Origin of the sequence: Streptomyces sp. NRRL F-4489 (assembly GCF_001509485.1) — a bacterium.
Classification (GTDB): domain Bacteria; phylum Actinomycetota; class Actinomycetes; order Streptomycetales; family Streptomycetaceae; genus Streptomyces.
The window spans coordinates 1-9,481 of the sequence record NZ_LLZI01000067.1 but is presented as its reverse complement, the minus strand read 5'-3'; the positions used below and the strand labels follow the sequence as shown (position 1 = coordinate 9,481).

Sequence of the window (9,481 nt, the reverse complement as noted above, 5' to 3'; positions counted from 1 at the left end):
CCCCTACGGGGCGTCAAATGCGATTCCCCTCCGGGGAATCGCTAAGTCCCTTCGGGACTTGCCATTCCTCCGGAATGGCAAGGAAATTCCTCCGGAATTCCGCTCTCTACGCCGCGCGCCCGGCCGCGCCCAAGATTTCGCAGCAGAAGAGCAGCGCACAAGGAACGGGGACAGCCGTGAGCATGCAGTGACTGACTGGTCACTTTGCCAGGATGACGTCATGACGCAGCAGCAGGACTCGCGCACCGTTGAGTTCCTGGAGCCTGTCCGGTTGAGCTTTGTCGAGGCTCAGTTCCCCTGCGTGTCGTCGGAGGAGCTAGCCGCAGTGGACGGACTCTGGGAGGAGGCGGGGACGGCGAACCCGTCGCTCTTTGACGGACCGGCGGTGGCGTGCGTGGGCGTGGAGCGCCAAGGGCCCGGGTTGGTGCTGGCCTGGGCAAGGGCGAGTTACCGGTATCAACTCCTTCGCCATATCCGGGGTGCTGGGGCGTGGCTGCCCTCGTCGGTGTATGTCGCGGTTCTGCAGCCGGTGGACGAGTTGGGCCTGGTCGTGGGTCGGTCGTCGCCGTCGACTGCGGCTGCAGGCCGATGGACTCTGCCAGGCGGTCTGGTGGAGCCTCCGGCGGAGGGCGAGCCGTTGGATCTGGCGGGCCTGCGCCGGCATGCGGCTCGGGAGCTGGCGGAGGAGATCGGTGTCCACGTCGGAAATCAAGATCTGGAGTTGTGGGCTGTCACCCGCGGCGAGCACGGCAATGTCGGAGTGCATTTTCGAGCGCCCCGACTTCCGGAGCCGCTCGTGCGCAAGCAGTTCGAGGCCGTGACGTTGGCTGAGCGGGCCCGCGGTGTTGAGCCTGAGCTGGAGCAGCTGACGACGGTGCGCACGAGGGAAGAGGTGACGGCGCTCCGCTCCTGGGCGGACTATCTCCCGCAGGTGGTCAACCGCTTCGCGAGCGCTCCTCCGTCCGGTTTGCGAGGGGCCGGGCCTATGTGGTGAGGGCTGCCCGGATGCGGTCGCGGGCGCTGACGGCGGCCACAGAGCCGGGGATGGCGGCGAGTTCACGGTCGAGCTCCTGCAGGTCGGTCGACGACCCGGGTGGAGCGGACATGGCCGAGGAGCTCCAGCGCGTCGGCGGCTCCGAGCTGATCCGCAACCACGTAGGCGCGTTGCCAAGGCCACTTGGTCAAACGCCCGGGAGCGGGTGCGCTCTTCGGGCCGCAGCAGGGTGCCGTGCTGGATCGTCTCGATGGCGCGCGGTGTCCTTGAGCGATCGTGGCGGGCGGCGATGAGTTCGCAGACGCCGGCCGCCGACTGTTCGCGAGCGTCTGTTTCGAAGCACTCTTCGATTATTGGTCCAAGAGTTTTACATATTGCGCATCTGCCTCGCATGTTGGTGGGCGTCCGCAATCTCGTTGCCAGCGGCATGTGTACTCGACGGTATTTTTTATCCCTCTCATGATCCCTATTGTCCTGGTGTGCACCTTGTGAAGGTAAAGAACACGTCAAGATCGAAAGAGGGGTGGCGGTGAAATGGTTGAGATTTTAGTACATTAATCCGGAGATGATTTAGGTTGCGAAAGGGGGGCTGGCCCGCTAGGCACACTCAGGGTGGATGACGTGATTCTGGGCACTTTTCGCAGCTGTATCTCGCTGCGTGAAGGCATTCGATCGTAAAAGTGTCCATTTTTGCGACGCCGTCTCGACGGCAGGGGCTGAGATGAGGCACCAGCGAAGAGTCCCAACGCCTTGCGTGGATGATCGAACCGGAGCTCAATAGTTAACGCTACTTCTCCGGTAAGTTAACCGCAAAGGGATTTTGGCATCATGGGTTTAGGTCATGCCGGCGCTCGACGGAGTTTCCAGTCGAGCGCCGGTTCCCTACTGCAGGAGTTTCGTTCATTTCTTGGTCTGCTTTCCTCCCGGCCGTACGTACGCGTTGCGGATGTCGACCCCTCAGAGGGTTGGTTGAATTGTTACGGTCGGACCTGCGCAGTCGCCAACATCATGCTCATGCACGACAGCCTCACCATGGCCGCCAGTGTCCGGCGCCTGAGGGTGCTGGCCGGCTGCTCTCACCGGACCGCGGCGGCGGCGGCTGTCCAGCGTCTGGAAGCCGATGGCTGGCTGGCAACAGTAGAAACTTCCCGAGCACCACGCGCCAGACGTCTCACGCTGGCCACCTCCGCCTGCTGCTCAGCCCGCCAGGCTCCCCACCCGTCCGGTTACCGACGCCACCGTCCCGGCCCACGATCGACGCCCTCCATGAAGATGGGGCGCACCGTCACGCGGGCCTTGCGGGCAGTGATCGATACCTGGGCGGCCCTGTGGTGGCGATGCGAAGAGGCGTGGTGTCGCGCATGCCGCGCCTTCAAACGCCAACTCGGCAAGCGTCACGCCGCTACCCAGATTCTGCGCGGGGCCACATCGCAGCGATGCCGTTACCCCAGGCGCCACGACGGCAGTCCCGACCATGCCCAGGCTCGAGCACTGCTTGCGCAGCGCATGGAACACGACCGTCCCTCGCTTCGGGCGCGGCTGGAGGCTCGCCGCCGGCGAGGGCAAGTCATCGACCTGCCGACATGCGGCGGCGACCGCATGCTGCCCGACGTGATGAGTCTGGAAGGGCTCTGCCGGTTGCAGGCAGTCGCCGGACCGGCCTCATGGGGCCGCTGTACGAACCCTGCATGTCCGATAGCTGCTAGCACCACGCAGCTCTCGCTGGAAAGGTTCATAGCGTGCTTGACTTCGAACGCTGCTGGCGTGCCACGCTGAGCCGGGACACCCGTTTCGACGGGCTGTTCTACTCCGCCGTGGTCACCACCGGTATCTACTGCCGCCCCAGCTGTCCTGGCTGCCCGAAGCGGAAGAACGTCCGCTTTTACCGCAGCGCGGCCGCGGCCCAGGACGCTGGCTATCGAGCGTGCAAGCGATGCAACCCCGATGCCAGCCCCGGCTCCCCGGAATGGAATCTGCGGGCCGACGTCGTGGGACGCGCCATGCGACTGATCGCCGACGGTGTCTGTGACCGCGAAGGTGTCACCGGGTTGGCAGCGCAACTGGGCTATACCACACGCCACCTGCACCGCCTGCTGACCGCCGAGGTGGGCGTCGGACCGCAGGCCCTGGCACGCGCTCAACGGGCCCAGACCGCCCGGATCCTGCTGGAGACGACCAGCCTTCGCATCACGGATGTGGCGATGGCCGCCGGTTTCTCCAGCGTCCGGCAGTTCAACGACACCATGGCCGCAATCTTCGACCGCACCCCCACTGCCCTGCGGGAGATGGCCGACTCGCCCGCCGAGCACGCGGCCGGGACCATCGTGGTGCGCCTGTCGGTCCGTGAGCCCTTCGACAGCCAGGCACTGCTGCGGTTCTTTGCCGCTCACGCGGTGCCAGGCATCGAAGAGATCGACGGCGCGACGTACCGCCGCAGCCTGCAACTGCCGCGCGGGGCGGGAGTTGTCGCCCTGACCGCCCACACCGGCTACGTCGAGGCCCACTTCCGCCTGGAAGACATACGGGACCTGTCCACCGCCATTCACCGGTGCCGGCGCCTGCTGGACCTGGACGCCGACCCGCTGGCTATCACAGAGCTCCTGGCCGGCGAGCCAGTGATGGCCCCGCTCGTCGCAGCCCACCCAGGCCTGCGCGTGCCCGGCGCGGCCGACCCCGAAGAGCTATTGCTGCGAACCGTCTTGCGGCAGACCTTGCCCGGGCGGGAGGGCTTTGCGGCGGCCGCCGCACTCACCCGGCGGCTGGGCCGGCCTCTGCCGTCCCCGATCGGTGCTGTGACCCACCTCTTCCCAACTGCCGTGGCCCTGGCCGAGGCACCGCTGGCCAAAATGCTTCCCGCTGAGGCGGCTGGCCTGCTCCATCGGGTCGCCACTGAGCTCGCCGCCGGTGATCTGACCCTGAACGACGGTGGTGACCGGGCACAGACCGAACGCCAGCTGATGCAGGCCGGACTCAGCGGGCAGGGGGCGGCCTACTTGGTCATGCGGGCCCTGAAAGATCCCGATGTCTTCCTTGCCCAGGCACCTGCCACCGGCCGGGCGCTGCACAGTCTGGGACAGCCCACCTCCCTCGCCCCCACCATGCGCCGCGCGGAGCACTGGAGCCCGTGGCGCTCCTACGCCCTGATGCAGCTGTGGAACCTCCATCCCGGAGACTTCCAGCTTTTCGCCCCCGCACGCGAGGCACCGTCCCTGCCCGCGACCTTGGCTGCGTGAGGCACCCAGCAGACCATCAACGACCCGAAGAAAGGAGGGCTATGCCGCTCCAAAACCGCGTGACACCGTACGGCGAAATCGAAGCCGTCGCCAGCCGCGGGACCATGCTCGGTAATCGCGGTCGACTGCACAACCAACAGCAGGAGCTGATCAGGAGCTGGCGGACCACGAACTGGATCTCCTGCCGGCTGCAATTTCGAGGGCGACAGCGTCAGGTCATGGGGCCTGCCTCCTACACGGAACTGTTTTTTCTCGACGAAGCAACCTCTTTCGCCGCCGGGCACCGACCGTGCTCAGAATGCCGGAACGCAGATTATCTGCGTTTTAAAAAAGCATGGATGACCGCATACGGCCTAAATCACCTACCGTCAGCGCATACGATCGACCACGCCCTCGCGCGTGACCGACTGGATCCTGGACGATCACGTCAGATCCGCCATGACCAGGACAGGGATGCGTTGCCGGACGGGACGATGATTCAGTGGCAGGATGCGCCGTGGCTTGTCTGGGGGGCACGCATCTTCCGCTGGACCCACGACGGCTACACCGAAGCCGTCACCCGGCACTCTCTGCCGCAACAGGCCACGGTCCTTACGCCTCGATGCACCGTCCGTGTCTTGCAGGCAGGCTACCGCCCTCTGGTCCATGAAACCGTGGGCTCATCCTGCCCGACCGCCAAAGAAGCCACCGAGGAAAAAGCGGCACGGTCATAACGCCGCAAGCACTGCACGCAGAATCCCAAATACCTGGCGTCCTGCCCGAAAACAGCCGGGCGGCCTTTAGGATGACGAGAGGAACTGTTATGTGCGGAATAGCCGGATGGGTCAGCTGGCGAGACGACCTCAAGCAGCAGGATCCGGCGCTGCGCGCCATGAACCAGACCATGGCCTGCCGCGGGCCGGATGCCGACGGCATCTATGTCAGCGACCACGTCGCCCTGTGCCACCGCCGACTCGCCATCATCGACATCGACGGCGGCAAGCAGCCGATGGCCAACCCGGCCGGCGACGTCGTGCTCACCTACAGCGGCGAGATCTACAACTTCCGGGAACTGCGCGCCGAGCTCGACGCGCTGGGACATACCTTCCGCACCCGCTCCGACACCGAGGTCGTTCTCCACGCCTACCTCGAGTGGGGCGACGCCTTCGTCGACCGGCTCAATGGCATGTACGCCTTCGCCATCTGGGACCAGCGCCAGGAGCGTCTGCTGCTGGTGCGCGACCGTCTGGGCATCAAGCCCCTCTACTACTACCCGCTGGACGGGGGTGTGGTCTTCGGCTCCGAACCCAAAGCGATCCTGGCCAACCCCAAGGTCCACGCCGGCCTGGATCAGACCGGCCTGGCCGAACTTCTGATCTTCCCCGGCCCCCGCACCACCGGCGAAGGCATCTACCGCGGCATGCGCGAACTGCGGCCCGGCCATCTGTATGAGCTCACCCGCGACGGCGGCGTCGAGCGACGGTACTGGCAGCTGATCAGCGCCCCGCACACCGACACCGAACAGCAGACCATCGGCACCGTCCGCGACTACCTGGACGACATCACCGCACGGCAGCTCATCTCCGATGTGCCACTGTGCTCCTTGCTCTCCGGCGGCGTCGACTCCAGCGCCATGACCGCCCTGGCAGCGAAGAACCTGCGCGCCTCCACCGGCCAGACGCTGGACAGCTTCGCCGTCGACTTCGTCGACAGCGACAAGATCACCAGTAGCAGCAAGCCGGAAGACACCTGGTGGTCCTCCCTCGATGCGCCTTTCGCCCGCGAGGTCGCCGACCACGTCCGGTGCAACCACACCCCCATCGTGCTGAGCAACGACTTGCTCATCCAGTACGAGGACATCGGCCTGCACGCCCGCGACCTGCCCGGCTGGGGAGACTTCGATACCTCCCTGTACCTGCTGTTCAAGGGTGTACGGGAACGCTCTACCGTCGCCCTGTCGGGCGAGTCCGCCGACGAGGTCTTCGGCGGCTACTACTACTTCCAAGACCCCCAGGCTCTCCATTACGACGGCTTCCCCTGGCTGCGCGAGGGAATGGCCTTCGCAGACCTCCTGCACGACACACTCATCGCCAAGATCAAACCGCAGGAGTACGCACGTCAGCGCTATCTGGAGACCATGGCCGAGGTGCCCCGCCTGGACGGCGAGAACGGTACCGACGCCCGCCTGCGCGAGGTCTTCTACATGGCCCTCACCCACTGGCTGCCGGCCCTGCTTCACCGCAAGGACCGAGCCAGCATGGCGGTGGGCCTTGAGGTCCGCGTCCCCTTCTGCGACCACCGCCTGGTGGAGTACGTATGGAACGTGCCGTGGCGCATCAAGCAGATGGGCGGCATGGAAAAGGGACTCCTGCGGCACGCCGTCGCCGACGCACTACCCGCCTCGGTCGCCTGGCGCAAGAAGAGCGGCTACCCCGCAGCACGCGACGACAAGTACCTCAAGCACGTCCGCGCCCAGCTGGCCGCGCTCCTTGAGCAGCCCAACGAACCGGTCTTCGACATCCTGGACCACGCGAAGATCACCGCCATGCTCGAGGGCACGCAGCCCGTCCCGTACATCGGAACGGCCCCCAGCCCGGCTCACAGCATGTCCTACATCGTCAGCTTCAATAAGTGGATCAAGGAATACGGAGTCGACATCGACTTCTGACCAACAGCACGGCCATCGTTCAAGCTGAGCGCGTTCCAAGGCGTAGCGGCCGATGCCCGGACAATGACCAGAACTGGGCATCGGCCGTCAGCGAAGAAAGGCTGGGTCGAATGCACAGCGGTTCTCTCAACGCGATACGCAGCACCGATCAGCCACGAGTCCGGGGGCTTCGCGAGAGCGGCAACGCAAGTCTTCGGAAACGCGGCTTAAGCAAAGAAAGGCGACTGGTGATGGTCGCCTCCCTCCTCGCGGACTCCAGTCGCGTTCGCATCTTGTACAAGCTGCTTGACGGAAACGCATACTCTGCCAGCGAACTCGCCCTTGCCGCAGGCACCGCAGCTTCTACCGCCAGCACCCACCTGAGCAAGTTGGTTGCCGGCGGGTTGCTGCACGTCGAGCCACGGGGCCGGCACCGCTTCTACCGCCTGGCGCAGCCAGAGATAGCGGACTTCCTGGACTGGGCCAGCGCCATCGTCGATGAGAGCCGCATCCCCGTGCCGTCATGAGCCCGCCCCCAAGGGATGGGCAGCAGCCGAACCGCATCGGGGCTTGTGCCTCTGCCCCGATACAGGACCAACCGTGCTGGTCCGATAGCTGCTAGAAAACGAGCACGTGGTCCTGCCAGGATCAACCTGGTAAGCAGTTTCCCCACCCGGTGCATCCGGAGGGGAGCCGTGAGACATCTGCCGACGAGCCATCACCCTTCACCATTTCCGATGGTCTTGCATAGAGCTCGGTTCAGATGCTTGCGCCCGCACCCCGAAATGCGCCCCAAGCTGAGCTAGGAATTGCATGACCCCGAAGCTGCGCATGAGCTATGCAGTCTCAACGTTGATCGTCAGCAGCGTGACGACATTTCTCCTCCCGCTGGACTACACGGTCGCCTCGGTGGCGCTGCGCGACATCCACCGCGAATTCCCCGTGAGTTTCAGCGACCAGCAGTGGGTGATCAACGGGTACACCATGGCGTTCGCGGCCCTGTTGATGGCCGGTGGGGGGCTGGCAGACCTCTTCGGCCGCCGGAAGGTGTTCCTGTCCGGGCTGGCCGTCTTCACCGTCGCCTCGCTACTGGCCGGCCTGGCACCCGCGATGGTCTGGCTCAATGTCGGCCGGGTCGCCCAGGGCATCGGCGCCGCGGGAATGTTCAGTTCCTCACTCGCCCTGCTCGTGCAGGAATTCACCGGACCCCGCCGGGTCCACGCCTTCGCTGTCTTCGGTGTCGCCTCCGGACTGGGCGCCTCGCTGGGCCCCTTCATCGGCGGCCTGGCGGTGAACCTCGGCGGCTGGCGCTGGGCCTTCCTGCTCAACGCGCCCTTCGGTATCGCCATGCTCATCCTGGGGCTGCTGCGTACCCGAGAGTCCAGGGATCCGCACGCCACACGCCTGGATCTCAAAGGCCTGATGCTCTTCAGCGGCGCGGTCCTGCTCGTGGTCTACTCCGTCGTCACAGCTCCGCAGATCGGCTGGAGCAGCCCCACTATCGTCGTCACCCTCGCCGCGGCCGCCGTCCTGACCCTCGCCTTCATCCCGGTGGAACTGCGCCAGCCCTACCCGCTGATCGACCTGCGCCTGTTCACCAACCGCACCTTCCTCGGGGCCAGCCTGGCCCCGCTGGTGCTGTCCATCGCCTTTTGGGGCCTGTTCCTGTACACGCCGCTGTACTTCCAAGGCGTCCTCGACTACACCCCACTGCAGGCCGGGATGGCCATGCTCCCCTTCGCCGTCCCCCTGTTCGGCGCCGGCCCCCTCGGAGCACGCCTGGCCAACCGCATCTCCTCGCGATCTCTGCTCGGTCTCGGCCAGCTCCTGGTCGCCATCGGCGCCACCGTTCTGGCTTTCGCCCCACTGCACAGTGACTGGACCAACTACGCGATCGGCGGCCTGATCAGCGGTCTGGGGACCGGGCTGATCAACGGTGAGATGAGCAATGTCGCCATCAGCATCGTGCCCGCCTCCCGATCCGGCATGGCCTCCGGCATCAACTCCACGATGCGCATCGTCGGCATGACCGCCGGTTTCGGCGGCATCGGTGCAGTCCTGGCCGCAGCCGTCTCCCACGATCTGACCGCCCAGGCTGGCAAGCTCCACGGCCTGCAGCACAACCTGGGCACACTGGCCACCGAAGTCGCCACCGGCAACATCAACGGCACCACAGCCTCCGTGCCCATCGCCTTGCGCAGCGCCTTCCAGACCGCGGCTGACCACGCCTTCTCCACCGGCATGCGCACCGCCTTCATCGTCGGGGCGTGTGTCGCCTTCCTGGGCGCCATTGCCAGCTTCGCCCTCATCCGCCGGCCTCAGGCCGAGACGACGGAGAACAGCGCCGATCCTCAGCCGCTAGCTGACGCACAGGCATAGAAGACCCCCGGCGCCCTTATTCCCCGGAGGGCCCGGGATCCTCGGGTGGAGCCTTACCCCGAGCCCGGTGGGTGTCCCGGCCAAGCCAGGACACCCACCGGGGCAGTTCCGCACCAAGCCGCAAGGCCAGCTCCGCATCAATGCCGCCGATAGCTTTCGAGGAAGGCGCCGATTCGGGTGACGGCGTCCGTCAGATCGTCCTTGTTGGGCAGCGTGACCAGGCGGAAGTGGTCCGGATCGGGCCAGTTG

At 65.8% G+C, this 9,481-nt stretch carries 7 protein-coding genes and 1 pseudogene; 6 read left to right on the top strand and 2 right to left on the bottom strand.

Annotated elements, in window-relative coordinates; genetic code table 11:
- The first annotated feature begins 220 nt into the window (after nt 1–220).
- Nucleotides 221–994 carry an NUDIX hydrolase gene (locus tag ADL22_RS07880; RefSeq protein ID WP_066975132.1) on the top strand — a complete coding sequence of 258 codons (774 nt, stop codon included), beginning with the start codon at nt 221–223 and terminating at the stop codon, nt 992–994.
- Here the strand turns inward: ADL22_RS07880 and ADL22_RS36620 are convergent.
- Nucleotides 984–1,106, bottom strand: coding sequence for a hypothetical protein (locus ADL22_RS36620; protein WP_267890151.1), 123 nt, complete (start codon nt 1,104–1,106; stop codon nt 984–986). The genes ADL22_RS07880 and ADL22_RS36620 overlap by 11 nt on opposite strands.
- A 1,627-nt stretch (nt 1,107–2,733) precedes the next feature.
- Here ADL22_RS36620 and ADL22_RS07875 point away from each other — a divergent pair.
- The 5 genes from ADL22_RS07875 (at nt 2,734) to ADL22_RS07860 (ending at nt 9,232) form a co-directional block, all read left to right on the top strand.
- On the top strand, nt 2,734–4,227 hold the full coding sequence (locus ADL22_RS07875; protein WP_066975130.1) for a DNA-3-methyladenine glycosylase 2 family protein: 1,494 nt from the start codon (nt 2,734–2,736) through the stop codon (nt 4,225–4,227).
- 41 nt (nt 4,228–4,268) lie between these two features.
- The gene (locus ADL22_RS33645; protein ID WP_199836242.1) at nt 4,269–4,940 is read left to right on the top strand and encodes a hypothetical protein; all 672 of its coding nucleotides are present in this window, start codon (nt 4,269–4,271) and stop codon (nt 4,938–4,940) included.
- 89 nt (nt 4,941–5,029) lie between these two features.
- A complete protein-coding gene (gene asnB, locus ADL22_RS07870; RefSeq protein ID WP_107116244.1) occupies nt 5,030–6,874 on the top strand; it encodes an asparagine synthase (glutamine-hydrolyzing) in 1,845 nt (614 codons plus the stop codon).
- A 110-nt stretch (nt 6,875–6,984) separates the two neighbouring features.
- Complete coding sequence (locus tag ADL22_RS07865; RefSeq protein ID WP_079063928.1) at nt 6,985–7,380, top strand: ArsR/SmtB family transcription factor; 396 nt, start codon at nt 6,985–6,987, stop codon at nt 7,378–7,380.
- Between the two features lie 286 nt (nt 7,381–7,666).
- Complete coding sequence (locus ADL22_RS07860) at nt 7,667–9,232, top strand: MFS transporter (protein WP_079063927.1); 1,566 nt, start codon at nt 7,667–7,669, stop codon at nt 9,230–9,232.
- Between the two features lie 137 nt (nt 9,233–9,369).
- Here ADL22_RS07860 and ADL22_RS34565 read toward each other — a convergent pair.
- A pseudogene (locus tag ADL22_RS34565) lies at nt 9,370–9,481 on the bottom strand (pyridoxal phosphate-dependent aminotransferase); the annotation flags it as partial.

Bases quoted from the DNA above. Each gene is read 5' to 3' on its own strand.
- ADL22_RS07880 (WP_066975132.1), top strand. From the start codon at position 221: ATGACGCAGCAGCAGGACTCGCGCACCGTTGAGTTCCTGGAGCCTGTC.
- ADL22_RS36620 (WP_267890151.1), bottom strand. From the start codon at position 1,106: ATGTCCGCTCCACCCGGGTCGTCGACCGACCTGCAGGAGCTCGACCGT.
- ADL22_RS33645 (WP_199836242.1), top strand. From the start codon at position 4,269: ATGCCGCTCCAAAACCGCGTGACACCGTACGGCGAAATCGAAGCCGTC.
- asnB (WP_107116244.1), top strand. From the start codon at position 5,030: ATGTGCGGAATAGCCGGATGGGTCAGCTGGCGAGACGACCTCAAGCAG.
- ADL22_RS07865 (WP_079063928.1), top strand. From the start codon at position 6,985: ATGCACAGCGGTTCTCTCAACGCGATACGCAGCACCGATCAGCCACGA.
- ADL22_RS07860 (WP_079063927.1), top strand. From the start codon at position 7,667: ATGACCCCGAAGCTGCGCATGAGCTATGCAGTCTCAACGTTGATCGTC.